The organism is Micromonospora sp. NPDC004540 (assembly GCF_040610095.1).
GTDB lineage: Bacteria > Actinomycetota > Actinomycetes > Mycobacteriales > Micromonosporaceae > Micromonospora.
This window is the reverse complement of sequence record NZ_JBEXLR010000005.1, coordinates 43,420-70,299: the sequence shown is the minus strand read 5'-3', so window position 1 is coordinate 70,299 and position 26,880 is coordinate 43,420. Positions and strand designations below refer to the sequence as shown.

At 71.3% G+C, this 26,880-nt stretch carries 13 protein-coding genes; 6 read left to right on the top strand and 7 right to left on the bottom strand.

The features are described 5' to 3' along the window. The first annotated feature begins 1 nt into the window (after position 1). From ABZV78_RS03110 to ABZV78_RS03090, 5 genes are all read left to right on the top strand, one after another. Entirely contained in the window at positions 2 to 310 is a 309-nt protein-coding gene (locus ABZV78_RS03110) for a GH36 C-terminal domain-containing protein (RefSeq protein WP_355635113.1), read from the top strand. A gap of 393 nt (positions 311 to 703) precedes the next feature. Next, on the top strand, positions 704 to 3,496 hold the full coding sequence (locus ABZV78_RS03105) for a CBM35 domain-containing protein (protein WP_355635112.1): 2,793 nt from the start codon (positions 704 to 706) through the stop codon (positions 3,494 to 3,496). A 126-nt stretch (positions 3,497 to 3,622) separates the two neighbouring features. Continuing rightward, the gene (locus ABZV78_RS03100; protein ID WP_355635111.1) at positions 3,623 to 5,554 is read left to right on the top strand and encodes a glycoside hydrolase family 97 catalytic domain-containing protein; all 1,932 of its coding nucleotides are present in this window, start codon (positions 3,623 to 3,625) and stop codon (positions 5,552 to 5,554) included. A gap of 97 nt (positions 5,555 to 5,651) precedes the next feature. Then, complete coding sequence (locus ABZV78_RS03095; protein WP_355635110.1) at positions 5,652 to 8,294, top strand: NPCBM/NEW2 domain-containing protein; 2,643 nt, start codon at positions 5,652 to 5,654, stop codon at positions 8,292 to 8,294. 89 nt (positions 8,295 to 8,383) lie between these two features. Continuing rightward, the gene (locus ABZV78_RS03090) at positions 8,384 to 8,635 is read left to right on the top strand and encodes a hypothetical protein (protein WP_355635109.1); all 252 of its coding nucleotides are present in this window, start codon (positions 8,384 to 8,386) and stop codon (positions 8,633 to 8,635) included. A gap of 114 nt (positions 8,636 to 8,749) precedes the next feature. Here ABZV78_RS03090 and ABZV78_RS03085 read toward each other — a convergent pair whose 3' ends face one another. Genes ABZV78_RS03085 through ABZV78_RS03075 form a run of 3 tightly spaced genes read right to left on the bottom strand, consistent with a single transcriptional unit; the run spans position 8,750 to position 21,080 of the window. Continuing rightward, positions 8,750 to 9,637 carry a hypothetical protein gene (locus ABZV78_RS03085; protein WP_355635108.1) on the bottom strand — a complete coding sequence of 296 codons (888 nt, stop codon included), beginning with the start codon at positions 9,635 to 9,637 and terminating at the stop codon, positions 8,750 to 8,752. A gap of 18 nt (positions 9,638 to 9,655) precedes the next feature. Further along, entirely contained in the window at positions 9,656 to 16,258 is a 6,603-nt protein-coding gene (locus tag ABZV78_RS03080) for an SNF2-related protein (RefSeq protein ID WP_355635107.1), read from the bottom strand. Further along, the gene (locus ABZV78_RS03075) at positions 16,251 to 21,080 is read right to left on the bottom strand and encodes a RecQ family ATP-dependent DNA helicase (protein WP_355635148.1); all 4,830 of its coding nucleotides are present in this window, start codon (positions 21,078 to 21,080) and stop codon (positions 16,251 to 16,253) included. Before ABZV78_RS03075 ends, ABZV78_RS03080 begins: the two co-directional genes overlap by 8 nt. 802 nt (positions 21,081 to 21,882) lie before the next feature. Here ABZV78_RS03075 and ABZV78_RS03070 point away from each other — a divergent pair. Then, positions 21,883 to 22,896 carry a LysR substrate-binding domain-containing protein gene (locus ABZV78_RS03070; protein ID WP_355635106.1) on the top strand — a complete coding sequence of 338 codons (1,014 nt, stop codon included), beginning with the start codon at positions 21,883 to 21,885 and terminating at the stop codon, positions 22,894 to 22,896. On the opposite strand, the gene ABZV78_RS03065 is transcribed toward ABZV78_RS03070, so the two are convergent. Genes ABZV78_RS03065 through ABZV78_RS03050 form a run of 4 tightly spaced genes read right to left on the bottom strand, consistent with a single transcriptional unit; the run spans position 22,779 to position 26,879 of the window. Next, on the bottom strand, positions 22,779 to 23,561 hold the full coding sequence (locus ABZV78_RS03065; RefSeq protein ID WP_355635105.1) for a serine hydrolase: 783 nt from the start codon (positions 23,559 to 23,561) through the stop codon (positions 22,779 to 22,781). The genes ABZV78_RS03070 and ABZV78_RS03065 overlap by 118 nt on opposite strands. Then, positions 23,558 to 25,180, bottom strand: coding sequence for a D-aminoacylase (locus tag ABZV78_RS03060; RefSeq protein WP_355635104.1), 1,623 nt, complete (start codon positions 25,178 to 25,180; stop codon positions 23,558 to 23,560). The genes ABZV78_RS03065 and ABZV78_RS03060 overlap by 4 nt, the downstream gene beginning before the upstream one ends. Then, positions 25,180 to 25,944: an amino acid ABC transporter ATP-binding protein gene (locus tag ABZV78_RS03055; protein WP_355635103.1), complete on the bottom strand. Its 765-nt coding sequence runs from the start codon at positions 25,942 to 25,944 to the stop codon at positions 25,180 to 25,182. Before ABZV78_RS03055 ends, ABZV78_RS03060 begins: the two co-directional genes overlap by 1 nt. Beyond that, complete coding sequence (locus ABZV78_RS03050; protein WP_355635102.1) at positions 25,941 to 26,879, bottom strand: amino acid ABC transporter permease; 939 nt, start codon at positions 26,877 to 26,879, stop codon at positions 25,941 to 25,943. The genes ABZV78_RS03055 and ABZV78_RS03050 overlap by 4 nt, the downstream gene beginning before the upstream one ends. Position 26,880: the final 1 nt, after the last annotated feature.

Below are 26,880 nucleotides of genomic sequence, written 5' to 3'. Positions count from 1 at the left end.
GGTGCGCCCGCGCTCCAGGTGGGCTTTCCAGCACGTTGCGGTCGGCGGCGCCGAATCCGTCGTCTTCTTCTGGCTCCCCGCGCCACGCTTCGGCCGCGAGACGGCACCCGTGCGGCTGCGAGGGCTGGACCCAGCCGCCCGTTACCGTGGCGAAGCTACCGGCGAGGTGCAGCACGGCGCCGTGCTGCTCGGCCACGGACTGCGCCAGCAGATGCCGTCCGGGGACTGCGCCAGCGCGGTGGTCCACCTCGTCCGCGTCGTCCAGGCAGTCGGCTTCCACCAGCGGGGACCGGCGCTGGTCATCCGATGAATGACGGGTAGCCCCCAGCGATCGGATGACTGTTCACCACGTCGGCCCGACGGCGGAACAGCCTGGTCGCCTCCCCCATCGTCCTGTTTGATTTGCCTGCGCCGGTGGTCGTCGCGCCCTACGGCGGATCAACGGAGGTCTTGACCATCGCCGATTTCGATTGCAATCATCGGATGTCTTCATTCGAAACCTCGATGTAACCACTGACCACACAGACCATCGAGAGGCGATGTCCCCATGAGACTTCGACCGCACGGCGGTACCCGACCACGATCCGAGCGGGCGTGGAGCAGGTGGCGCCTGCTGGGCGCCGCGCTCGTCCTCGTCCTGACCGCGGGGCTCATCAGCGCCCCCGCCGCCCACGCGGAGGTCCAGCATCCGCGACAACAGTGGATGCGTGACTCCACAGCCGGCCTGTTCCTGCACTGGGGAATGTTCACCGCCCCGGCCCACCGCGACTGCGCGGAGTGGGAGGACGACGTCACCGAGGGCGGCTGGACCCCGGACTACTGGGTGGACGAGGCCCGCAAGCTCGGCGCCTCCTACATCGTCCTGGCCACCTTCCACAGCCGGCTCGGCTACGCCCGCCCCTGGCCGTCGAAGATCCCCGGCAGCTGTGCCACCGAGCGCGACATCCTCGGCGAGCTCATCGAGGCCGGCAAGGCCAAGGGGGTCCGGGTCATCCTCTACATGACCGACGACCCCCAGTGGCACAACGAGCTCGGCGTCGAGACGCTGGACTCGGCGGCCTACTCGGCGTACAAGGGCCAGCAGGTCGACCTGACCACCCGCGACGGGTTCGGCATGTTCAGCTACGACCTTTTCTTCGAGGTGATGGAGAACTACGCCGACCTCGCCGGGTTCTGGATCGACAACGACAACGCCTACTGGGAGCGGAACCACCTCTACGAGCAGATCCGGGAGAAGCGCCCGTCCTGGTTGTTGAGCAACAACAACGAGGACACGCCGATCATGGACACGGTCAGCAATGAGCAGAAGACCGGGATGACGCCGGCCTACGACTACCCGCAGGCCGCCTTCACCCCCATGCCGCGCCTCACCGAGGCCGACTACAAGCTGCCGACAACCGGCTCCTGGTGGTACGACGGCGGCGACCACACCGTCGACGTCCGGCTCAGCACTGGTCGCTACATCACCAACGCCGGCTCGTCCATGAAGTCCCTCATGGCGGAGACACCGATGGTGAACGGCAAGTTCCCCGCGCAGCAGGAGGCGTTCAACAACTTCATGGCCGAGTGGGTGCCGCCGATCCGGTCCTCGCTGGTCGGGACCGAGGGCGGCGGCTACCTGTACGGCGGCATGCAGCCCGGCTTCTGGAACGACGGGGCTCACGGTGTCATCACCGTGGAACCCGGTGCGGAGACCCAGTACGTGCACGTGCTGACCCGGCCGCGGACGGATCAGGTGCGGTTGCGCGACAACGGCTACCGGGTGACCGGAGTGAGTGACCTGAGGACCGGCGAGCGGATGCGGTTCAGCCAGTCCGGCGGGTACCTGACGATCCTCGGCATCGACACCTGGGACACGTACGACACGGTGTTCCAGGTGAGCACGGCCGGCCAGCAGTCCTTCTACCCCCAGTCGATGATCAAGGCTTCCGCGTCGTCCTCCGGCGAGGGCCACCCGGCCGGTGCTCTGGTGGACGGAAGCTTCGAGAACTACTGGGACAGCAACGGGCAGTTGCCGGTCTCGCTGACACTGGACCTCGGAGACACCCGCAAGGCGAGGTACCTCGCGGTGAACCAGCGGGAGTGGTCGCCGACCTACGCCCGGGAGTCGTTCGGCCGGCCGGAGGACTCGGCGCGGATCAAGGACTACCGCGTCTACGTCAGCAAGGACGGCGTGCGCTGGGGGCAGCCGGTACGCAGCGGCGCGATGCCCAGCGCCCGTGGGGCGCAGTTCATCGACATCGGCGACCAGCGCGCCCGGTTCGTCAAGCTGGAGGTCCTGAACACATGGGGCGGCCCGCAGGCGCCGACGTTCTATCGGCAGCTGCGGATCGATGAGATCAAGGTGGCGTACGACTACCCTGGGCCGGTCGGCACCGAGCTGCCGCTGGAGGCGGAGGCGCGGAACAACGCGCTAAACGGCAAGGCGAAGCCGGCGACTTGCCTCGCCTGCTCCGGTTCGCACCAGGTCATCGGGCTCGGGGGCGGGACCGGCAACTCGGTCACCTACCGGGGGGTCACCGCGCCGGAGGCGGGTACCTACCGGCTGCAGATCGACCACACGGGCGCCGGTGCCGGCGCTTCGCTCGCGGTGAGCGTCAACGGCGGGACCGCGGTGGACGTGCCGATCGCCGCGGACAACCCGGACGTGCCCGTCGCCTCGGCGGTCGCCGTGCCGCTGCGGGCCGGCGCCAACACCATCACGCTGTTCAGTTCGGCTGGCACGGGGCCGGGAATCGATCGGATCTCGGTCGGGCCCCTGCCACCGGCGTCCTCCGTGCCGCGGACCACGATGACGGTGGAGCCCGCCGGTGTGCAGTGGGTTGGCCCGGGGCAGCAGTCGGTCACCGTCAAGGCGCGGCTGCGGCTCGATGTCGACGACGCACTCGACCAGGTCAGCATGGCCCCAGTGGCCCCCGCCGGCTGGTCGATCACCGGCGGCGCCACGACGTCGAGGGAGATGCGCCTCGGACAGGTTCTGGAGGGCATCTGGACCGTCACCTCGCCGGCCGGCCAGGACGTCAGCTCGGCGAAGATCCCCGTGGTGGCGTCGTTCGAGACGCTCGGCAGGCCGAACCAGGTCAGCCGCGACCTGCGGGTGCAACTGCGCCCGGCGGACCGGGTGTTCATGCGGGAGGCCGAGGACTCGGGCAACCAGCTCGGCAGCTCCGGCATCACCAGCTGCTCACCCTGCTCGGGCGGACAGAAGGTGCGCAACATCGGCGGCAGCCCGAACGCCTACGTGCTGTTCGAGAACGTCACCGTCGACACGGCACGCCAGTACACCCTGTTCATCGACTTCACGGTGAACGGTGACCGCTCGTATTTCGTGACCGTCAACGGCGGTACGCCCATCGAGGTCAAGGTGAGCGGCGTCGGCAACAACACGCCCTACACGACCTCGGTCCCCGTCACCCTTCAGGCGGGCGTCAACACCATCAAGATCCACAACGACGAGGACTCCGCACCGGACCTCGACCGGTTGTCGCTGGGCTGACCCTCCCCGCGGCACCACCCGCCGTCGATGCCCTGCTCCGCCAGCTCGTGCGCGAGCAGGGCATCGGCCCAGGCGCTCACCGCGCCGACCGCCGGTCTCCCCAACACATTCGAGGAGGAGTCACCTGTGAAGCACACACCGAACCGGTCGGCGCGGCGGGCTACCGCCGCCCGCCCGACCCCGCGGATCGCGGCCCTCGCCCTCGCCCTGATCGCCACGCTGCTCGCCGGAACTCTCACGGCGACACCCGCTCGGGCGGGCACCGCCCGATGGACAGTCGCGGCGGCCCCCGCACCCGGCGCCCCGAGGGCGGAGGTCATTCACGACAAGACAGCAGGCACCATCTCGCTGGCCGTGTCCCGCGGCGGCCGGACCGTACTGGCGCCCAGCACGCTGGGCATCCGCACTGAAGGCGCCGACCTGACCGGCGGCCTCCGGTTCCTCGGCCGCAGCGACCGCACCGACGTCGAGCGCTACACGACGACCGTCGGAAAGCAGGTGCGGCGGCTCGCGATCTTCCGGGAGGCGCGGTTCCGGTTCGCCGGCACGGGTGGCGCCCGGGTCGACCTGGTCGTCCGGGCCGCCCGCGACGGAATCGCCTACCGGTACGAACTGCCCGGCGACCACGGGTCGGTGCTCGGCGAGGCGTCCGCATTCACGGTTCCCCCCGACAGCAGCGCCTGGCTGGCGAACCACCGCCGAGACTACGAGAACCCCTACGTCCAGACCACTGCCGCCGCCGCGGACGACCGCGAGTACCTTGCGCCGGCGCTGTTCGACGTCGACGGCACCTACCTGATGATCGCCGAGTCCAACCTCGACGGAAGGTACTCCGGCGGCAGCCTGGTGCATGACGGCACCGGCACCTACCGGGTGAAGCTGTGGGACCAGAACGTCCTGGTCGACGGGCCGCTGGCGACGCCGTGGCGGGTGATGGTGGTCGGCGACCTCGACACGATCGCCACCTCGACGCTGGTCGACGACCTGGCACCACCGTCGCGAATCAGCGACACCTCGTGGATCCACCCCGGCCAGGTGCTCTGGACCTGGCTCGCCGGCGGGCGGGCCGCCGGGCAGAGCCTGACCCGGCAGATGGGGTACGTCGACTATGCCGCCCAGCGCGGCTGGCCGTACGTCGCCGTCGACGCCGGCTGGTACTTCGACCCGCAGCAGTGGGACGTCACCGACCCGAACTGGCGTACCACCAGCTGGATGCCGGAACTCGTCCGCTACGCGCGGGAGCGCAACGTCGGCATCGTCGTCTGGATCCACTACCGAGACCTCGACACCGCGCAGGAGCGGTCCGAGTGGCTGCCGACGCTGCACGAGTGGGGCGTCAAGGGCGTCAAGATCGACTTTATGGACTCCGAGTCGCAGGAGCGGCTGCGGTGGTACGACGAGATCCTGCCCGCGACAGCCGCGAACCAGCTGCTGGTGAACTTCCACGGCTCGAACGTCCCGAAGGGCATTCACCGGGTCTGGCCCCACGTCATGACCATGGAGGGCGTCCATGGCGCCGAGAAGAGCAGCCTCACCACGAGCCACATCACCGCCCTTCCCTTCACCCGTAACGTGGTCGGCTCGATGGACTACACACCGATGGGGTTCCACCGGAACCGGCCGACCTCCGACGCCCACGAGTTGGGGCTGTCGGTCGTCTTCGAGTCCGGCCTGCAGAACCTCGCCGGCACCCCCGAGTCGTACGAGGCGCGGCCGGAGGCGGTGCGCTTCCTCGAACAGGTGCCGACCGTCTGGGACGAGACCAGGCTGCTCGCCGGCCGTCCCGCCGACAGCGCCGTCTTCGCGCGTCGCAGCGGAGAGCGGTGGTTCCTGGGCGGGAGTTCCGCCGGCGCCGCCCGGACCCTGGACGTACCGCTGAACCTGCCCGCCGGACGGTGGCTGGTGGAACTGATCACCGACGGGGAGAGCGGGCTCGTACGCAGCCAGCGGGTCATGCGGGCCGGTGACACGCTGCCCGTCGACGTGGTCGCCGACGGCGGCTTCGCCGGCCTGGCCTGCCGGTGGCAACCGAAGATCACCACCTGCGACCGACCGTAGCCGTCCGCGTCAGCGTGCGATGCCGGGCCCGCCCGGCCCGGCATCGCACGCGCCTCGTTCGACCGTCCGAGCCAGTTCCCTTTCCGAGGAGGATGCGATGCGCACACCATCACCAGGCAGTCCGCCGGCGCTGCGGAGCACCATCGGCGCGGCCGTCGCCGTGGTCGCGGCACTGCTGCTCGCGCCGCTCGCCGCCCCGACCCGCGCCGCGGGTTCGGAGACCACGGCCGGGCTCGACCAGGGACCCATCACGGTCGCGAGCTCGTCGCCGCAGCTCGCCGGCGCTGTCAACTGGGCCATCTCCCGGGCACGGCAGCACGTGCAGACCGGCAGGCGGGGCCCGGTGAACGGAAACGGCAGCAACCCCGGCACCGGCGAGGCCGACTACATCCCGTCGTACTGGGCGGGCTACGCCCACCGCACCGCCTTCTACTCGCGGGACTTCGTCCACCAGGCCGCAGGCGGCCACCTTCTTGGCCTCGAGGAGGAGAACAAGTCGATGCTCACCGCCTTCGCGGCGAGCGCGAACGAGGCGCGCAAGTGGTATCCGCTTTGGGCTTTGAACTTCGACGGCAGCCCCTACAACGTGGACTACCGCAGCGACACGAACTTCGTGCGCGAGGTGCCCGCGGTGTTCGAACTCGTGCAGGAGGCCGAGGAGCAGTACCGCTGGACCGGTGACGCCGACTACCTCGACGACCCCGTGCTCTGGCAGTACTACACCAAGGCGGTCACCGACTTCGTCGCGCTCCACGACACGCAGCTGCCCAACGGTATCGCCGAGGGCACCGGCCGGGGCATCTTCCAGGGCGCCGCGAGCTACAACGAACGTAGCGACCACGCCGTGATCGAAGCCGGCGACGGGCTCGCCTCCCAGTACCGGGCGTACCTCGCCTACGCGTACCTCGCCCGGAAGAAGGGCGATCTCGGAACGGCGGCGACCTTCGAGCAGAAGGCCGCGGCGCTCAAGCGGTACTTTGAGGACGAATGGGGCGTCGTCCGGGACGCCTGGGAGTACGTGCGGGGTCGCGGCCCGGCGAATGAGCCGTACGCCGGCTTCGGCCGCGAGAACTCCGTCTTCTACGCGGTCAAGGAGTTCCTTGACGCCGACGACAAGCGCACGTGGGACTACCTCGGGTACCTCGACCGCATGTACGTCGAGGACCGGCCCCCGAACATCGAGGCGACCACGTACGTGCCCGACGCGCTGTTCAACTACGGCTTCGACGAGCAGGCGTGGACCTGGATGAAGGACATCATCGCCAAGCTCCACCTTCCGCACGAGGTGCCCACGCAGGGCACGAACGGCGACTACCCCGAGACGAGCTTCACGCTCGTGTCGCAGACCGTCGAGGGACTCGCCGGGGTCCGGCCCAACGCGCCCGAGCACGCGGTGTCGGTCCGCTCGCACCTGCCCGCGGAGATCGGATGGCTCGACCTCGACCACATCCGTGTGGGCGAGCACGACTTCGGCGTCCGCCACGACGGCACGACGAAGACGGTGGTCAACCACAACGCCGGACCACAACCGCTCGAGGTCACCGTGCAGTTCCCCGGCGGCTGGCCGAAGCTGAAGGTCGACGGCAAGCCCGTGAGGCCCGAGTACGTGCACGTGAACGGTCGGGCGCTCACCCAGGTCACGCTGACGGTTCCCGTCGGCGCGTCGGTCACCGTCACCACGAGTGGTGACGTGAACCCGAACCGGCATGGCGACCTCATCCTCACCCACCCGCAGGACTACGCGCTGCTCTCGCCGGTTGACGGTGCGACGAGCGTGCCCGCCAAGGATGTGACCTTCGCGTGGGAGCCCGCGGTCAACGCGCGGGAGTACCGTCTGCGGGTCGCTCGCGACGACGCGATGACCGACGTCATCGCCGAGGCCACGGTCACGAAGCCGACCGCGAGGATCGCCTCCCTAGATGCCGGGCGGACCTTCTACTGGGAGGTCACGGCGGTGAACTCGAAGACCGGACAGGAACTCGTGGTCCCCGGCGGGGAGTGGGGGTTCCGCACCACGCCCACCGCCGTGCCCGAAGCGCCGTCCCCGGTGGCCGCGTACCGCGTCGATAACGCCGTCGGCGTCATCTGGACGGCGGCCGAGGGCGCGCTGACGTCGACGGTCTACCGCGCCCCGGCGGGAAGCGACGACTTCACGGCCATCGTGACCGGGCAGACCGGCCGGTCCTTCCTTGATCGCGAGGCGGCCGGCGGACCGTACCGGTATCGGGTGACCTCGACGAACGAAATCGGCGAGGGGCCGGGCACGGTCGTCGAGGAGCAGGCAGCTCCCGCCGACGGCCCCGCCGAACACCTCAGCGACCGTGACTGGGTCTCGGCAACGGCCGGGTGGCGGTCGGTGCTGAAGGACCGCGCTGTGTCGGGGAACCCGATCCGCCTCGCCGGCACCGAGTACGCCAAGGGCATTGGCACCCACGCGAACTCCGAGGTCGTTTACGACCTCGAACCGACGGACACGAGGTTCGTCGCGATCGTCGGCATCGACGACGTGCAGCGCAGCTCGCCCAACGCGTCGGTCGTCTTCCAGGTGCTCGCCGACGGCCAGGTCGTGTACGACAGCGGCCTCATGCGCGCGCAGCCGTACTCGCCACCGCAGCGCGTCGAACTCGACGTCCTCGGTGTCGAGCGGCTCGTGCTGCGGGTCACGGACGCCGGCAACACGAACAACAGCGACCACGCGGACTGGGCCGACGCCAAGGTCCTCCGCCTCCCGGGGAGCTGATGCGCATCGCGGGGCGGAAAGTCGAACGCTCCCTTCGAAGGACGCCTGTCCAAGGACCGCAGGTAGTCGTCAACAACCCGAGTTACGACATGGTGGCGGAGTTCCGGGCCGTGCCGAGCGTCGGTGCGTGCCAGGTGATGGTGGGTCGCTACATCGAGGGCCGGCTCGCCGAGCTGGCCCAGGCTCGCGGTGCCAGCGCGGACGGGTTCGAGGCCGACCTGCTCGCGGTCTACGACGACCTGGCCGAACGCCGGCACGCCGACCCGCTCGGTGCGCTCGCCACCGCGACCGGCAGGTCCCGGACCGACCTCGACCAGCTCCTCGATGTGGCACGTCGGTAACCACGCCGCTGGTCAGCACGGCACGCGAACGCGCCGACAATCGACCGCTGGACCGAGACGTCCGAATGGCACAGGCGGCCTCAGTCCGGCGGTCAGCCCGGACAGTGCATTCCGTTAGGGCGTACCCGCGTACGCCTCGGTGAGTTCCTCGTACGCCTGCAGCAGCGTCAGGGTGTGGTCGGCCAGCTCGTCCGTCATGCCCAGCCCACTGCCGACCGCCGCAGTGCCGCTGTTGGCTAGCGCCTCCTGTGCGTGTCGGGTCACCTGGCGGTCCTTCCGCTCCCGGATGAACTCGTCGCCAGCGTCGGCCAGCGCTTTCAGCCTGGTGTGCAGTGCCTCAAGCTGTGATTCGATGTCCCGGCGTAACGCGATGGTCCGCTCCCGCTCGACGGTCTGCTGGCGCAGTTCCGCGCTGTCCGGGGGCAGCCTGGTGGTGTTCTGGCTGCTCAGGTCGACGATCGTCGCTCGGACGTTCTGGTGCCAGGCCACCAGCCGAGCCCCTTCCCACAGTGCGTGCACCAACGTGTGGTCCGCGTCTTCCCGGGGGATGATCTGCAGCAGCACCGGGGAGTTCCGGTCGATCCTGAGGCCCAGATCCTCGATTTTGCTGAACCTGGCTTGTCCATGCCGGTCACGGAGGATGACGTGCTCGTCGGGAAACTCTTCCAGCCGCTTGAGCGTCACGCCACCCGAGGTGGAGATTCCGATCAGGACGACGAGGATCAGGGCGAGCACGACCAGCCCGATCCGAACCGACCAGTCCGCTCCACCGAGGCAGGAGATGAGCGCTCCGACGACGGAGAGAAGCAGCAACACGGTCATCGTGTTCTCGCGGCCGGCCGCGATCTTGGTGTCAGCGGGGATGACCTTGCGGGATGGATCGCCGGGTTTGGTCGTCTCACCGTTCTTGCTACCTGGCACGATCATGGGTCGCAGCGCCACGACTGTCTGATTCTCCAGCCGCCCGATCCACAACGCGAACGGCTGCTTCGTCCGGGACATGCCCTTCCCTCTCATCCGTTACAGGGTTTCGCCGAGCATGCGCGCGACCGACGCCAGGGCCTGACCGTCGAGAGTGACGGTGACCCGTCCGTCCTTATCCCACCGCTGCAGTGTCCAGAGACCCTTGTCGCGGCGGACGGTGATCTGCACGTGCCGGCCCGCAGCGTGCCAGGCGGCGCCCCGCATCGACACGCCGAACTTCCCCCGCTCGAACAACCCGACCTTGCGTAGCTGCGCGCAGGTGGGGCATCGACCGTCGGGGCTGGCGACGCAGGTGCCGCAGAGCCGTCCGCCGCACAGGGCGCAGGGACGAACTGCGTCGGGGCATACGGCACAGGTGGCGCTCAGGCAGGTGCTGCACAGCTCCAGGGAGTTGACCAGGTGGTGCCGCCGGCAGGCCGCCGCCACGTGAAGAGGTCTACCGGTGACGGCGTCGGTCAGGTAGCCGGCGGTCTGTCCCGCCGGCACCTCGTACCGGACGCCGAGCAGCTCCCCGTTGGGCAGCTGCCACTGCTCGTCCACGCGCAGGCCGACGGTGACGTCGACCTGGGCGACCCGGTGAGCCGCCACGCGGGCCAGCAGTTCCCGCACCACGGGGTCGGGCAGGCCGGCGACAGGCGCGGGCGCGGCGGGCGTGGCGTGAGGAACGATCGCGGCGACGGCGTCCGCCGGTGAGAGCGCCTTGCGTCGCGGCTGCCCGAAGGGCTGCCGCGACACGAGCGGCGCGGTACGACGGCCCGTCAGGCGGGCGCGCAGAACCGTCGGCCCGTTGAGCTGGTCGAGGGGTGTGTGGTCGACGACCGTCACGAGGGCGTGCTCGCCGAGCAGCTCGGCGCCGAGCACCGCCCGGTACAGGTCCGGTTCGGTGTCCTCGCTGAGCTGGTACCAGATCGGCTTCTCGCCGTCGTGGCGCAGCGCGAGCAGGGCGTGCTCGCCGACGGCCGCGACGATCGCGGTCCAACCGTCCAGCGCGGCGGTGGCGATGATCCGCGGCGTCGGGCGCCAGCCCTCGCCGGTCCACGCCGGTGCCTCGACGGGAACCTGCCAGTCCGCCCGCTCCTCGTAGACCTTGCTGCCGACCGCTCGGCGGCGCACCAGGCCGTCGGGCGTGAGAGCAAGGCTGGTCTCGGTGTGCTGCCGGCAGGCGCTGGCGACCGTACGGGTCTTGGGGGCCGGGAGTGCGGCGGTCAGCCGTCGCACCGCCTGCCGCCGGGTCACGGACGCGCGCCTCGGCACTGGCACGTCCGCCGCTCCCCCGTGCAGTGCCGCGTCGAATGCGTCGGTGAGGTCCGCTTCGAGGTCGCCCGCGCTCGGCTGTGCCGCCAGGCCGGAGGCGTTGCCGGCGTGCCGGACGGCATCCGTCTGCACGAGCCACTGGAACGTCGTGTCGTGGCTTCGCTGCAGGATCAGCGAGTCGGTGCGCCCGGGCGGGGTCTCGGCGGAGACGGCACGAAGGGCCACCTCGCCGTGCCCGGCCAGCCGGGCGGCGCCCAGCCGCACCCGCAGCAGCGTTTCGTCGTCGCCGGTGGCGGTCTCCCACCGGTGCACGCCGGACGGCGAGATGACGGCGATCTCCGAGCGGGTGGCGCCGTGCAGCACCACGACCCTGCCGCCGCCGTCCTCGCCGATGAGGACGGTGAGGCCGTCCGCGCACAGCTCGGCGGGCAGGCCGGCGATCTGCTCGGCGGTGGCCGGGGCGAGGTGCTGACAGGTGAGGCACACCGGGCCGGGGCCGCAGGTCGGGCAGATGTCACGGCCGCACACCTGGCAACCGTGGACGGGCAGGTGCCGGGAGCAGTCGCCGCAGGAGTGGTCGCCGCACCGATCACACCGGGTCGGTGTCACCGTGGACGGGTCGTTCGATCGGCAGGTGCCACACGCGGGCCGCCGGCAGGAGGCGCAGTCGGTGATGACGCCGCCGTCACCGCAGCACGGCCCGTAGGCGCGCGCGCAGACCGGGCAGCCGGCCACCTGCTCGCTGTCGACCAGGTGCCCGGCGCTGTCGACGTACACCGGTCCGCGGGCCGGGTTTCCGTCTGCCAGGGTGACCGCGATCGTCTCGCCGGGGGTGACGAGGGTCCGCCGGTCGAGCAGCCGCGCGTTCAGTGGCGCGGCCGGAGCGACCAGGTACTGGCGAGAGGCCGCGCCGTGCGACGAGTGCCACTGCTCGTCGATGGTGACGCAGTCGGCGACGGAGACCGGCGTGACCGGTTCCGCCAGCTGGTCGAGCACGTACCGCAGGGCGTCGTCGTCGGCGAGCCGGGCCGCCGCGAACTCTCCCGTGGTGGCGTCCGGGCCGAGGAATCCCGTCTCCGGGTCGCCGATCTGCTGCTGCACCAGGGCCTGCTGGGTCTTCACGGTACGCGTCACGGCGACGTCCGCCGCCGCCGCGCTGTAGCGCAGGTCCTCGGCGGGCGGCGCGGTCCAGGGGTGTCGGACGACCACCCGGTTTGTGGGCAGACCGGCGGCCATGACCCGGCGTGCGAGATGTTCCTCCGCCTGCACCGTGGCGCCGGGGAGCGCCGGGACGAAGAGGGTGCTGCTGCGGGTGCCGTCGGTGAGCAGGCACACGTAGGAGCGGTGGAGTCGGTCGACTTCCACGCTGACCGGCCCCACCACGGTCTGCGCGACCGCCCGGCAGAACGGCGCCACGTCGTGGCGGCTGGCCTGCAGCGGCTCGCAATCCTCCCGGGCGAGCTGGGGTTCCTGGTCACCGTCGTGCCAGAGCTCCCGGTATACGAACTGCCCGTCCTGGATGTCGACCCGCTGCACCGCGGCGAACGGCATCGCCGCGACGGCCGGGGCGGGCGGGGCCGCATGGCGGCCGCGGAGATCGGCCAGCAGCACCCTGAATCCGGCCTCGTCCTCAGCGGTAACCGGCGGGCCGGCAAGCTCGGGCACCAGGTCGGCCACCATCGGATCGACGTCAGGCCCGCCGTCGGGCTGCCAGGTCCACCACGCCGACGCTGACACCTTCGCCCACAAGCTCCCGGCCGTCAGGTCGGCGGACGTGACCTTCGGGGCTGCCGCGGTCAGGCCTGCGCCGGCGGGCAGCTGCAGCCGATGGGCCAGTCCGCGCAACCGGGCCCGGAGCGGATCGTGGACATCCGCCGGCGGCACCAGCGTGTGCCGGTCACCACGTGCGTCCACGAGGACGGCGTGGCGCTGCCCGACGAGCAGGCACGCCGAGCCGCCGAGGCGCCAGCCGATCTCCCAGTCCGTGTCGAGATCCGGGGCTCGCTGCGGCCGGGCGCAGCTGCCGCAGAGGGGACCACCGGAGCGGCACGTCCGGCAGGCGTCCCGACCGCAGCCGCGACACGCCCGCACCGCGCGCTTGGGCCCGCAGGCGTCACACCAGTGGGTGTCGCAGGTTTCACACAACGACAACGCCGAGGTGTCGACGACGTGGGCGTCACCGCACAGGGCCAGCGTGCGAAGCGGTTGCCCGGTGGCCTCACAGGTCAGGCCGTGCTGGGCCAGGTTGCCGCTCCAGGGGTAGCGAAGCTCGCGGATGGTGCCGCTGGTGTGCTCCCAGCGTTCCACCACGACGAGCCGATCGGAGCCGTGCATCTCCAGGGTCAGCAGCTCGGCGCGCAGTTCGGTGTCGACGATCTTCGGCGCGGGTCGGCTGGCGGCCTCGATCGCTCGGGTGAGCTGGCGTTCCCGCTCGTAAATCTCGAGGTAGGCCTCGGAGTCGCCGCGCTTGCGGTAGGCCTTCTGCGCCGAGGCGAGCTGCTTTTCCAGGTTGGCGACGAGGGCTTCCTGGGCTTCCTGCTGCCGGCGCTGCTCGGCTTCCCGCGCTTCCCGGAGGGTCTGCCGCAGTTGCACGGCGGCCTGCTTGTCGACGACGTCGAGGACATCTTTCTCCGGCAGGGCCGCCGGCATGGCGGCCCCGTCGGGCAGCGGCACGCGGCGTCGCTTGGTGTCGACCGCCGGTCCGACGGCGACGGTCACCAGCTGCTGGTTGCCGCTTGTGGCGCCCTCCTGCACCCGGTAGGTGGCCCGGGCGGCCCACTCGTCCGCCGGCTCGATGTGGCGTTTCACCAGCTGCACGTCGGGGCTGTGCCCGAGGGCGGGCTTCTGGTGCACGTCGGGGATGGTGGCCACCGTGCCCGCCAGGTCGCCGCGTTCGCGCAGCACCTCCAGCAGTTCGTCGAAGAGCTCGGATCCGACGACGCAGAGCTCCGCTTCCGGATGGTGATCCAGAGCGGCGTTGGTGAAGGCCAGGAACAGTTCCCGGCGGCCGCCCAGGGCGGCCGCGAGGTCGTCCGGCAGGGTGGCGACGGTGAGCCCTTCGGAGGGTTGAGTGAGCGTCGCCCCTGCCGAGGTCAGGAATCGGCCGACGAACCGCTCGAGGTCCTTCTGCCGGCGGCGCGGGCGCTTGGACGCCTGCGGCAGCAGTTCCCGCGCCTCCGGCTGCGCCGCGCGCTTGCGCCGCTCCTCCTGCCGTTGGGCGAGCCAGTCGCTGAGCCCGGCGTCCGCGGTCATCATGGTCATGGCCCGGCTGCGGGCCTGCTCCAGCTGCGTTCCCAACTCGTCGAGCCGGCGCTGCATGGTGGCGTCGCTCTTGGCGTAGAGGGCTTCGAGGACCCGGTTCTCCATGCTGGAGTCCTGGGTGCCCTCCAGCTCGCCGAGGACCGTCACGACCTGACCGAAGAGCAGCTCGAACATGGCCAGCTTGTCGTGCAGCAGCCGGTAGACGGCCTCGTCGAGGGTGTTCCGGGCGAAGAGGTTCGCGATGTGCACGTCGCGGGTCTGGGTGAGCCGGTGCACCCGGCCGATGCGCTGTTCGACCCGCATCGGGTTCCACGGCAGGTCGTAGTTGAGCACACAGTTGCTGACCTGGAGGTTTTGCCCCTCGGCGCCGGCGTCGGTGGAGACGAGCACCTGAGCGCGGCCGGAGCGGAAGTCGGCGACGGACGTGCTCCGGGCGGCGTGGGTCATGCCGCCGTGGAACGGGGCGGCGTTGATGCCGGCGCCGTCGAGCAGCCGCAGGATGCCGGTGAGGGTGTCGGTGTGCTGGGTGAACATGAGCACCCGCCCGTGTTCGTCGAGCCAGCGCTGGACGACCTTCAGCGCTGTCTGCTCCCGGGACGTGTGCCGGATGTCCCCGGCCAGGTGACCGATCTCGGTTAGGACCTGCCGCAGCTGCCGGTCCGATTCCCGCTCGGCCATCCGCAGGGCGCTGCGCGACACCGCCTGCGGGGACGCGGTCAGGCGCAGCGCGAGCTGCCGGCGACGCATGGTGTCGGCCGGCCCGGTCATCCGGTGGCGCAGCGTGTCCAGCAGGAGGTCATAAAGCTGGCGCTCCGGCGGGGTCAGCACCACACCGTGGTCCTGCGGGGGCATCCGGTGCACCCGATCGACCCCGGCCTGCTGCCGGGTCGTCCGCACCACCACGCTGCTGATCAGCTTGCGCAGCTCGACGGCGTTGACCGGCCGGCGCGGATCCTGCCGGTCAACGAAGCGGCGGGAGAAGTCGTACTCGGAATCGAAGGTGCCGGGCCGCAGGAGTTCCACCAGCCGGTACAACTCCAGCAGGTTGTTCTGCACCGGGGTGGCCGAAAGGAACAGTGCCCGGGGCGCCTTGGCGATGAGATCGCCGACGGTCTCGCGGGTGCGTTTCGCGCCGGCACCGGACAGCCGGTGGGCCTCGTCGACGATGACCAGGTCGAACCGCTTGCGGAACCGCTCCGCGTTGCGCAGCACCAACTGCAAGGTCATGATCAGCCGGTCCTGCTCGAAGGCCCTGGCGTCCAGCCCGCTGGCCACCACGGTGAAGTCCTCGTCGAACTTGTCGCGCAGCTCGTCACGCCACTGGTCCCGCAGCGGCGCCGGGCAGATGATCAGAACGCGCTGCGCGAGGCCGCGCAGCATCAGCTCCTTGAGAACCAGACCCGCCTCGACGGTTTTGCCGAGACCGACCTCGTCCGCGAGGATGCCACGCCCGCCCATCCGGGTCAGCACGGTCCGGGCCGCCGCCTCCTGGTGCGGCATGTGCTCGATGTGCGCGGCGTCGATGGCCAGCAGCTCGTCGAACTGGTCGAGGGTGGCCAGGCGTTCCCCCTCCAACCGCATCTCGACCGCGTCGGCCGGATCCCAGCCGCGATTCTTCAGCGCGCCCACGGCGTGCTTGCGGGCGCTCTTGAGGAAGCCGATCTCCCCTTGCCAGGCGTACTCCTCGCGCTTCCGCAACCGGTAGCGACCGCCGGTGCTCGCGCGGCGCTGCGACCGGGCGGCGGCCGCCGTGGCGGCGGCGCCCTTGGCGACCGGGGCAACCGGCGTCGGGACGACGACGCCGGGCAGCCGGGTGGCGGTCGACAGCTGCGCCCCCGGGGCGGTGACCACGAGCCGCAGCGCATCCTCGCCGCGACGCTCCAGCCGCAGCAGACCACCCACCCGGGCCGTGTCCTGCAGGTACTCGGCCAGCGCCTCTCCGTGCAGGCGCCGCCGGCCGGCGATCCACGCCACGGGGAGCGACTCGTCGTTCACTACGACAGTCAGGTCGGCGGAGTGGCTGGGTAGCCCGAGGCGGGTGTGTTCCACAGGTCCCAGGGAGATCTCCCCGGTCTCCAGCAGCTGTTCGGTGATGACCCGCTCGACGCTGACCAACTCACCCACGACGGCCCCCCAACCGTTCCCGCCCGGCATCCGTGATCGCCAGGCTCATGTAGCTCCTGCTGTCCCTGCTGACCTCGTCCCGCACCAGCAGCCCTTCGGCGACCAGGCGAGCAGACGCCTGGTCCCACCGCCGCTCGGCACCACGCACGTGCCGGAGCGCCCCGAACTGCGGGCACCGGCGCAGCCCGGCACCGATCGGGTGTCCCCCGGCCAGCACCTCCGCCCCCAGCACGGCCGCCTTCAACCCGACCGCGCCGTAGCGGCCCGTACGCAGCGTGGACGCCCACGCCACGGCCTGCAGGACGGTGAGCTCGACGTTCACGAGGTTTTCCGGATCCGGCACCGCTGAAGCGGGAAGATCATGCCACGCCGACCGTCCCCCACAGGCGTCGCACGGCTCGCATTGATCACCACAGGTGTACGGGGGAAATCCGAAGTACCGCACGATCGCGGCGCGGCGGCACTCCATGCCGCCGACGTAGGAGATGACGGCGTCGAGCTGCTCGCGCTGCCAGGCGTTCCACCGACGGATCTCCCGGCTCAGCAGTGCCGTGTCCACCTCGCGCGCCCGCAGTCGCAGCCGGCGGTAGCGCTGCGACGAGGAGAAGGTGATGAGTCGGTCCAGCGACCAGGCGACCAGATCGTTCTCCAGTTCGTCCGGGTCGATGCCCTGCTCCTGTTCCAGCCGGTCGAAGTCGATGCGGCTGCCGACCTGCGGCCGCATTCGCAGCAGCACGGACATGTGCCGGAACCGGCGCCGCTGCTGCTCGTCCTCCGGCTCCCGCACGCCCACGTGCACGGTCCCGCGGGCCGAGCAGTCCGGCAGTTGTTCCACCGCGCCGGCGCGTTCCAGCCAGCCCAGCAGGACGTTGAGCTCGTCCGCCTCGACACCGGCGGCCTCGGCCAGCTCCTCCGGGTGGAACACCACGTCCCCGCCGCGGCGGCGCTGCTCGCGCAGCAGCGTCAGCACCCGCTGCGCCTGGGAGCGTCGGTCGCCTTCCGCCGTGTTGGCCACCTGGGCGCGGCGGCGGGCGATGTCGCCGCCGCTGTAGAGCAGGACGCAGTCGCCGCGCAGCTGAGCGGCGCGCGCCGCCCGACCGGCCTCCTGCACGTACGCGTCGAGCGACTCGGGCAGGTCGTAGTGCACCACCCAGCCGACGTCCGGCTTGTTCACGCCCATGCCGAATGCCTTGGTCGCCACGATGATCTGGGTGGTGCCGGCGAGGAAGTCGTCCTGGACGGCCTCGCGCTGTTCCGGCACCATGCCCGCGTGATAGTGGCGGGCCGCCAGCCCGGCGCGCCGCAGCAGCGCCGCGATCTCCTCGGTGACCGCCCTCCGCGACGCGTACACGATGCCGGGCGTGGTTCCCATGGCGGTGGCGATACGCAGCAGCTCCCGGGCCCGCTCCCGTTCGTCGGCCACCTTGGTGACCCGGAAGCGCAGGTTCGGACGGTCGGAGGGCCGGGTGACCGTGACTGGGTCGCGCAGCTCGAGGGTGGCCACGATGTCCTGCACCACGGGACGCGTGGCGGTGGCGGTCAACGCCATCCGCGGGGCACGGTCGAGGTGGGCGACAGCGCGTGACACCTGGCGGAACTCCGGTCGGAAGTCGTGCCCCCAGTCGCTGACGCAGTGCGCCTCGTCGACCACCAGGCCGGCCAGGTCCTGACGCTCCAGCGCCACCCGCAGCACCGGATCGCGCACCAGCCGCTCCGGGGACACGTACAGCAGCCGTACCTTGCCCTCGGCCAGATCCCGCAGGATCTCGTTGCGGACGGCCGCCGGCGTGCTGCCCGTGATGCCCTGGACACCGCGCAGGCCCCGACGACCCCGAAGGTCGTCCAACTGGTCCTTGATGAGCGCGACGAGAGGACTGACGACCACCGTCGCGCGATCCTGCGCGCGCAGCAACGCCGGCAGTTGGAAGCACAGCGACTTGCCGGTGCCCGTGGGCAGCACACCGACCGTGTCGAGGCCGGCGAGGTGGGCCAGCATCAGCTGCAGCTGCTCCTCCCGCAGCTCCTGCACCCCGAACAGCAGGCGCGCACCCTCGCGTAGCTTAGGCTCCGGGTCCTCCCCCGGCGTCAGCCGAAGCCGCTGCACGATCGCATCGACCTCGCTACCCGCCAACGCCAACGCTGCGCTCAGGTCCGGCTCCTCACCGGTGACGAAGCGAAGGGCGTAGCGCCAGGCGTCGTCCCGATCGACTGCGTAGTGAAGCTCCGGACCGGGAAGCGTGGACAGCAGCAGGCGGTTCGCGCTGCTCGGCGACTGCATCCGCCGATCGCAGACCAACGCCACACCGCGGTCCGACTCCCTGCGGATCAGCCGCCCGAAGCCCTGCGCGAGCAGGACGGCCGTCTTGGGGACCACGTACTCCAGGAAGGGGTCACCGCCGCGGTCGGCGATGGCGCGAGCCCGGGCGCCGACCACGGCGTCGTCGGGGTGGGGATAGGGCGGCTTCTCGATGACCAGATAGCTCAGCGTGTCGCCGGGGGCATCAAAGCCCTGCCAGTAGGAACGCAGCCCGTACACGACGGTGCCGGGATCGGCCCGGAACCGGTCGGCGATCTCCGTACGGCCCGCCTCACCCTGCACCAGCAGGCGCACTCCACGGTCGGCGAGGGCGTCACCCTGTTGCCGCACCAGCTGCGCGACCGCCTCCATGCGTCGGCGTGCCGCGAACAGGGTCATGGATCTGCCGCCGGTCAGGGAAAGCAGCCCCACCTGGTCACGGGCGAGGTCCTCGACGAACTCCCGCTCCTGGCTGGGTACCGGGACCGGTAGGTGACTGGTGAGCACCACGGCCGACTGCGCGGCGTAGTCGAAGGGGCTGGGCAGCTGACGGCCGTCGAATACCCCGGGCTGGCTGCTGCCGGGCTCGACCCGGATCCCCAGGCGGGACGCGACGTAGTCGAACGTGCCGCCGGTGGTGAGGGTGGCGCTGGTCAGCGTGACGCTTCTGGCGGGGCGCACGACGGCGTCCGCGAAAGCCGGACCGACATCGACGGGGATGCACTCGAAGGTCCAGTCCGGCTGCGGGTCAGCGGCCTCGGGGCTGGCCGGGGAGTCAGACGGCGGGTCGGCGGAGAGCCGGTACACCCACAGGTGTTCGTCGGGCAGGTCCCGCAGCCGCCCCAGCACCTCCGCGGCATCGGTCACCGCGTGGGTCAGCCCGCCGAGGCGGGACACGACGCTTCGCAGCAGCGGATGGCCGTCGCCCAGCTCCGCGAGGCGGGCTCGCGCGGCCGTTTCCACCGCCGTCAGTTCGGTCAGCAACTCCCGCAGGCCACGGCCGGTCTGGCGGACCTCTTCGACGAGCTGTCGATACTCGTGGCGCCCGTGCACCACTCCGCTGCGGGGCACGGCCGAGCGACTCGGCCCGCCGTACTCGTGCAGGTAGCGCAGGACGGCCGACGTGAGGCTGTCGCAGTCCCGCCGCAACGATCGGGCCATCGCGGGAAACCGGCGGCCGGCACGTAGGTCAATGCCCGAGACCACCAGTCGGCGCAGTTGACGGTCGAGGCCGGACCGCCCGTCCAGCCGGGTGGCCAGAGCGAGCAGCTCCCGACGGCCGACGGCCTCCGTCCAGGCCGCCGTCAGGGAGTCCTCCAGCTCGTGGGCCTCGTCGAAGACCAGGTCGCCCGCGCCGTCGGCAAGCACGTCGCCGGGACTGCGCACCCCCTGCTGAGCGAGCCGCGCCCAGGCGGCGATCAGAGCGTGATTGACGGCCAGGACGCCCGGACGCTCGGCCATGCCGGCGAGCCGCTTGAACAACGGACAGGTCGCCACCCACGCGCACCGCTGCCGCTCGCAGGATCGGGCATCAGTGCGCAGCACGTCACGCGCCGTGGCGTAGGCCGGACGGCCGCGGCTGAACGCACGGTCGGAGATGTCGTCCCACACCCCGATCTGGCTGACGGCGAGACCCCGGATCGCGACGGCGAGCGCCAGCCACTGATCCGGATCCGTCTCGTCATCCCCTGCGTCGAGAGCAGCGGCGATCTCCCGCGGGCAGATGTAGTTGGAGACGCCGAAGAGCTGGCGCAGCGGGACGGAGAAGAGCCCTTGCTCCCGCAACCGCGTCACGTCACGGCGCAGTTGCTGTTGCAGGACCTTGGTGGCGGTGGCGACCACGACGGGACGGCGCGCACCACCGGCACGGCCGGCACTCGGCGTGAGGTAGGCGAGCGACTTGCCGGTGCCGGTGGGTGCCTCGACGGCGAGCAGTCCGCCGGCGTCCAAGACCTCGCCGACCGCCGTGGACATCTCGCGCTGGGACGGCCGCGCGGCGTAGCCCTGGTCCGTCAGCCGGCCGAACACCTGACGCACCGCCTCGAGCGCCGACCGGTGACCCTCGCCTGAGGAATCGAGCAGCGGATCCGGTGCGCAGGTCAGTCCGTCACGCGCCCGCTCCGGCAGCGGCCCGTCCGGAAGCAGGCGTGCCACCGGTGAACCCGCCGCCGCCAGGCACACGCGGGCGAGCTGCCAGGACGGCTCCGAGTCGTCGATCTGCTCCAGGATCAGGCGCAGGCAGGCAGCCGCGGCACGAGCGCCGGCGGCAAGGTCGTCACCGTCGCGGACGACCCCCCAGCTCTCGCACAGCTCGGCCAGCCGCCCGCCGTGCCGCGTCGGCTCCTGGAGCAACGCCAACAGGCGCAGGTCGATGTGCAGGTCGGGCAGACACTCCGCGACGCGCTGCGGCAGCCGCGACCAGTCGTCGTCGTGCGTCACCACACACGCCGCCTCGGCGGTGAACAGGCGTAGCTGATTGCCCTGCTCCGCCCCGCTGGGAAAGACGAGGCACTTCCCGTCGTTCATCCGCACGGCTGCCAGCGTCACCTCCCCCCGCGGATCCGGCAGTGACACGGCGAGGACGACACAGTCGGCCACCGAGAGGGTGGCGGGGAGCGGCGTTCGACGCCATGCCGGAACCCGCGAAGGGCGGCGCTCGATCGGCGGATCGGCCGCATCCGCGGAGGTCTGGGAGGGAACGCCGAGACGGCCCTGCTCGTCGAGAACGAAGGCCTCCGGGAAACGCTCCGGCAGTTTCGCCAGCCGGGCCGCCGTGAGCACGATGCCGCTAGCCCGCAGGAGGGTCACGACCTCCTCCGGAGGCAGAGGTCCCCGCTGCAGCAGCAGATCGTTGGCCGCCGTCAGATTCGGCGGCATCACCCGCGACGCCATGTGCTTCTGATCTCCCCCGTACTGCCCGACGTGCGGCAGCGGTGGATCGGAGACAGTGGCTGGCGGACCCGAGCGGGGTCTCCGCCCAGGCTTCGGCCGTTGTCCGAGCCCTACTGCCGACTTCCACCTGGCCGACGAGGCGGAGCCGCGAGCAGCCTCAACGTAGCTGACGACCCGTGAGCCGACACCCTCCGGATGGACCTTGTTCAGGTCCTTCATGAGGTTGGCGTCGCCGTGGTGCGGCAGCAGCTTCCCGAGCAACGCGACCAGGGCCGCTCGGCGGCCGAGACCGGGGTGAGCAGTTCGTCCTGAACAGTGTCGAGCACGCGGTCCAGCCGTCGGAGCTGTACGGCGTACACCGTCAAGAGGCGCTATCGTGTGGCCACCGCTTCCTGGGAAGGCGGCGCCGGGTCCTGACCAGGGAGGCAACCCGCCGATGTTCAACACCGCACGCCTGCAGGTCATCCTGGAGATCGCCCGCCACGGCACCATCGTCGCCGCCGCGGAGCGGCTTGCACTGAGCCCGTCCGCGGTCTCCCACCAGCTCGCCGCGTTGGAGCAGGAGGCCGGGGTGGCGCTGGTGGACCGGGGGCCGCGCAGTCTGCGGCTCACCGTCGCGGGCCAGCGCCTTGCGGACTACGCGCAGCAGATCTCCGATCTGATGTCGGCCGCCCGCGACGAACTGTCCGCCCACGGCGAGGGCCGCCAGGGACTGCTGCGGATCGGGTTCTTCGCCACCGCCGGCACCGAACTGCTGCCGCGCGCGCTGTCGAGCTTCACCCGGGAACATCCGCAGGTCGAGCTGGCGCTGATCCTGGGGCAGCCGCAGGAACTGCTCCCCCGCCTCCATCAGGGTGAGCTGGACCTGGTGGTGGTCTTCGACCATCCGCTGAGCCCGGCCCAGGAGTCGCCCTACGCGAAGGTCGAGCCGCTGATGGTGGACCCCCAGCTGGTGGTGCTTCCTCCGGATCATCCGCTCGCCCGCCGGCGGCGGCTGCGGCTCGCCGACCTTGCCGCCGAGCCGTGGATCACCACCCTCGGCGTGCAGGGCGAGGTGTCGGTGCTGGAGCTGGCGGCGCGGGCGGAGGGCTTCGCGCCACGGATCCGCTGCCGCAGTGACCATTACGAGGTGGTGCTGGGCCTGGTTCGGGCCGGTGTCGGGGTGGCGCTGGTGCCGTCGCTCGGCCTGCGCAACCCGGGCGGGGTGGCGGTGCGGCAGCTCGCCCACGCCAGGCTGTACCGGGAGATCGGTGTGGCGCTGCGGTCCGGCAACCCCAACCCGGTGGTCGGCAGCTTCGTCGAGCGGCTGCGCGACGCGGCGGCGGCGCTCAGTCAGGAGTTGTCGGAGCGATGGGGTTCGGCGAGCCGGTCGACCGCCGTACCCCAGCGGCGCAGTTCGGCGACGGCGGCCCGCTCCTCCCCCGGCGGGAACGCGGCGATCACGGCGTAGACGACGGTGTGCCGGCCGGACACGATGCCGGTGTCGGCGCGTACCCCGGTGTCGGTTCCGGTCTTGTTCTCCACCCGGACGCCGTCGCCCGACCAGGGGTCGTGGCCGATCGAGTCGGCGACCATCGTGCGGTCGGTGTTCCCGGCGAGCCAGCCGCGCAGCAGCTTGCACGCCTGCGGGCTCTGCCAGGTCCCCTGAGCCACGTCGGCGAGGAAGGCGCAGAGTTCGCGGGCGGTGCCGGTGGCGAAGGTTTCCGGTACGCCGGGGCCGCGTTCGGCGCGGATCCGGTCGTGCACGGTGGTGTCCCACATCCCGGTGCCGCGGGCCAGGTCCCGCACGGCGTCCAGGGTCACCAGCCGCAGCAGGGCGTTGGTGGCGGCGTTGTCGCTGACCGTGGCGACCGCCGTGACCAGGTCGGCGATCGTCCACCATCGGGGCGACAGTTGGCCGAGCAGGCCGGTGCCGCCGAGCTCCCGGTCGGTGTCGAGCAGCTCGATCGGCTGGCCTGCGGCAAGGGTCCGGTCGGCGAGCCGGCGGGCGACCTCGCCGAGGAGCAGCACCTTGCCGACGCTGGCCAGCGGCAGGACCAGGTCGGGGTCGGTGGAGAGGGTGTGGCCGTCGTCCAGCCGCCACACCATCGCCCCGATCCGCACTGCCGGGCTCATCGCGGTCTCTGCACGGCGGGCTGCCGATCCGGTACGGCCAGCACCCGGCCCGGCCGCGCGTCGGTGACCGCATCGGCGTCCACGACGACCCGGCCGCTGACGAGCACGCACCGCACCCCGTGTGGTGGGGCCAGCGGGTCGTCGTAGGTGGCGCCGTCGGCGACGCGCTGCGGGTCGAGGACGACCAGGTCGGCGGCGTACCCGTCGGCGAGCAGCCCGCGGTCCCGCAGGCCGAAGCGGGCCGCGGGCATCCCGGTCATCTTGTGCACCGCCTCCGCCAGATCCAGCAGTCCCACCTCGCGAACGTAGTACCCGAGCACCCGGGCGAAGCTGCCCGCCCACCGCGGGTGGGGACGGCCCCCCTTCGGTACGCCGTCCGAGCACAGCATGGTCAGCGGGCTGGCCAGCACCCGGCGTACGTCGTCCTCGTGCATGGAGTGGCTGAGGATGGTGACGTCGCCGTGCTCCGCTGCAAGGAGGTCGCAGGCGTAGTCGACGGGGTCGACGCCGCGCGCGGCGGCCAGGTCGGCGATGGTGTGCCCTTGCGCGTCGGGGTTGTTCGGGGCGGACGCGACGCGGATCAGGTCCCAGCCGCCGTTGCCGACGGTGTTCTCCCAGCCGGGCACGCCGGCGACCAGGTCGTGGCGGATCCGGTCGCGGACCGCAGGCTCGGCGGCGGCGGTGAGCATCGCCGGTACGCCGTCGGCGATCAGCCACGGCGGCAACATGGCGTGCAGGGCCGTGCTGCCCGCGGTGTACGGGTAGACGTCGCAGGTGACGTCCAGCCCGTCGGCGCGCGCCTGTTCGAGTCGGGTGAGGGTGCGGACGGTGGCGCCCCAGGCGCGCCGGCCCGCGGTCTTGTGGTGGGAGACCTGCAGCGCTGACCCGGCCGCGGTGGCGATCTCGATGGCCTCCTCGAGTGCGGCTTCGACCTGGGACATCTCGTCACGCAGGTGCGTCACGTACGGCTTGCCGTGTGCGGCCGCGACCCGGGCCAGCGCGATGACCTCGTCGGTGCCGGCGTTGACGCCCGGGGAGTAGATCAGGCCGGTCGACAGGCCGGCCGCGCCCGCAGCGAGGGCCTCGTCGAGCAGGTGGCACATCGCCTGGATCTCCGCGGGGGTAGCCCGCCGCTGGGCGAAGCCGACCACCGCGGCGCGCAGCGTGCCGTGGCCGACGAGGGCGGCGAGGTGGTTGCGCCGGGCCACGCCCTGGGCGTCGGCGAACTCGGCGAACGACCCGTGCGCCGACGCGGGTGGCCCGAACGTCGCGGCGATCAGTTCCCGCACCGGTTCGGCGCGCTCGGGCGGGACCGGGAAGGGGCTGATGCCGCAGTTGCCGCAGATCTCCGTGGTGACGCCCTGCAGCAGCGGCGCCCGCCGCAGCACCTCCCGCTGCTCGTCGTCTCCGGCAAGCAGGTCGGAGTGGGTGTGCACGTCGATGAAGCCGGGCGTGACGGTGAGGCCGGTCGCGTCGATGACCTCGGCGGCGGGGGTGCGGCTGGCCGGTGGCAGCAGCACGAGCCGCCCTTCGCGGACGCCCACGTCGGCGGGTCGGGACGGCGAGCCGGTGCCGTCGACCACGTCCCCGCCGGTGACCAGCAGGTCCAGCTGGGCCATCAGAGCACCTTGGACAGGAAGGCGCGGGTACGGTCGTGCCGCGGCGCGGAGAGCACCTCCCGTGGCGGGCCCTGCTCCACGATCAGGCCCTCGTCCATGAAGACGAGGTGGTCGCCGACCTCGCGGGCGAAGCCCATCTCGTGGGTGACCACGATCATGGTCATGCCGCTCGCCGCGAGGTCCTTCATCACCTCCAGCACCTCGCCGACCAGTTCCGGGTCGAGCGCCGAGGTCGGCTCGTCGAAGAGCATCAGCTTCGGTGACATGGCCAGCGAGCGGGCGATGGCCACCCGCTGCTGCTGGCCGCCGGACAGCTGCGCCGGGTAGTGGTGGGCGCGGTCGGCCAGTCCGACCCGGTCGAGCAGGTCTGCGGCGCGCCGCCGCGCGGCGGCGGCCGGGACGCCCTTCACCGCGACCAGGCCCTCCATCACGTTTCCCAGCGCGGTGCGGTGCGGGAACAGGTGGAAGCGCTGGAAGACCATGCCGATCGACTCGCGCTGGCGGCGCAGCCGCGCGTCCGGCAGGGGCCGCAGCCGGCCGCCGCGCTCTTCGTACCCGATCAGTTCGCCGTCGACGTAGACGCGGCCCGCCTGCGGCTCCTCGAGGTGGTTGAGGCAGCGCAGCAGGGTGGACTTGCCGGAGCCGGACGGGCCGACCACGCAGACCACCCGGCCGCGTTCGATGGTCAGGTCGATGCCGCGCAGCACCTCCAGCCGGCCGAAGCTCTTGCGCAGGGCCCGGCACTGCACCATCGGCGGGGTCATCGGGCGCTCCCGGTGAAGCGCAGGTTGCGGGCGACCCGCCCGCGCAGGGTTCCCGGGGCGGTGGCGCCGAAGCCGCGGCTGAACCGGCGTTCGACGTAGTACTGGCCGATGCTGGCGACGGTGGTGAGGACCAGGTACCACAGGGACGCGACGATCAGCAGTGCGATCACCTCGAAGTTGGTCAGGTAGAGCCGCTGGGCGACGGTGAGCAGGTCGGCGCCGGCGATCACCGAGACGAGCGAGGTCGTCTTCAGCATGGAGATGAGCTGGTTGCCGGTCGGCGGCACGATGATCCGCATCGCCTGGGGCAGCACGACCCGCCTCATGATCTTCATGCGGGACATGCCCAACGCCGCCGCGGCCTCCTGCTGGCCGGGGTCGACCGCGCGCAGGCCGGCCCGGACGATCTCGCTCATGTAGGCACCCTCGTTGATGCTGAGCCCGAGCAGCGCCGCGACGAATCCGGTGACCAGGGTGTTCGTCTCCCAGGTCATCAGCTTCGGGCCGCCGAACGGCACGCCCAGCCCGACCTCGGGGAAGATCAGCGCGATGTTGAACCAGAAGATCAGCTGCACCAGCAGCGGCGTGCCGCGGAAGAACCACACGTAGGCCATGGCGCCGGTGCGCAGGACGCGGCTGTCGGAGACCTGCATCAGCGCCACGACGACGCCGAGCACCACACCGATCGCCATGGACGCGACCGTGAGCTGAACGGTGACCCACAGCCCTTCCAGGATGACCCGGTCGAACTGGTACCTGACGACGATGTCCCAGTGCAGGTTCGGGTTGATGGCGATGGTCCAGGCCAGCCAGGCCAGGATCAGGGCGGTCACCCCGGCGGCCAGCCAGCGCCCCGGCCGCAGCGGGTGGCTGATCCGGTTCACCTCCGGGCTGGCGGGCCCGGCCGTAGCCGGACCCGTTGCGGTCGTGTCCACC